The 1,206-nt window shown below is 37.6% G+C and carries 1 pseudogene; it reads left to right on the top strand.

Features of this window, described 5'->3' with window-relative positions:
- Window positions 1-18: 18 nt before the first annotated feature.
- Window positions 19-1,206, top strand: a pseudogene (locus H4J66_RS00985) (IS3 family transposase); the annotation flags it as partial.

The raw sequence follows: 1,206 nt of genomic DNA, 5'->3' as shown, positions 1-1,206 counted from the left end.
AAACGTTAGGTGATACAAATGACAAAGAAAAAACGTCCAAATTTCAGTCCTGAATTTCGATTAGAAACAGCACAATTAGTTGTTGATAATGGTTATACCCACGAAGATGCAGCGAAGGCCATGGGGGCTGGCTATTCCACCGTTAGCAAATGGGTTAAACAGTTGAAAGAATAGCGAAAAGGTAAACAACCTAAAGCAATTCCTATGACCGCTGATCAATTAAAAACACTTGAACTTGAAAAAAAGATTGAACGCATTGAATTAGAAAAGGATATCTTAAAAAAGGCTACTGCTCTGTTGATGTCAGACTCCCTGAACAATTCTTATTTATTGAGAAACTCAATCAGAGCAACAAAATAAAATATCCAATCACTACGTTATGCGATGTATTTAAAGTACATCGCAGCAGTTATAAATATTGGGTGAACAGGGATAATAATTTAAGCTCGTCAGAGATTAAATTAAGAGCTGATGTTAAACGCTTTCATGCACTTAGTGGTGGCTCTGCGCGTGCTAGAAGTCTATCTGATATGATGACGAATGAAGGTTATCCATTAAGTCGTTATCGGGCAAGAAGCTTAATGAATGAGCTAGATTTAGTGAGTTGTCAGATACCTAAGCATAAATATAAGAAGGTGAATCAAGATCATGTGGCCATCCCAAATATACTCAAACGTCAATTCGCCGTTGTTGAGCCTAATACTTATTGGTGTGGAGATGTGACGTACATTTGGACGGATAATCGTTGGTCTTATCTTGCTGTTGTCCTTGATTTTTTTTCTAGAAAAGTTATTGGCTGGGCGATCTCAAACTCACCTGATAGTGAGTTAAAGATGCAAGCATTAATGATGGCATATGAGAGCAGAGGAAAGCCTAAAGATGTCATATTCCATTCAGACCAAGGAACGCATTACACCAGCAGAAAGTTTAGGCAACGACTGTGGCGTTATCAAATCACGCAAAGCATGAGCCGCCGTGGAAATTGTTGGGATAATGCACCAATGGAACAATATTTTAGAAGTTTGAAAACGGAATGGATACCTTTGATAGGGTATAAGAATTTTAATGAAGCCAAACAAGTAATCATTAATTACATCATGGATTATTACAATAAGACCAGGCCACATACGTACAACGGTGGAATAAGCCCAAATGAATCAGAGCGAAGATACAAATTAAGCTACAAAACTGTGGCCAATTTTACTT

The organism is Colwellia sp. MB3u-55 (genome assembly GCF_014076785.1).
In the GTDB taxonomy this organism is placed as follows: Bacteria; Pseudomonadota; Gammaproteobacteria; order Enterobacterales; family Alteromonadaceae; genus Colwellia_A.
This window is presented reverse-complemented; position numbering and strand designations above follow the sequence as displayed.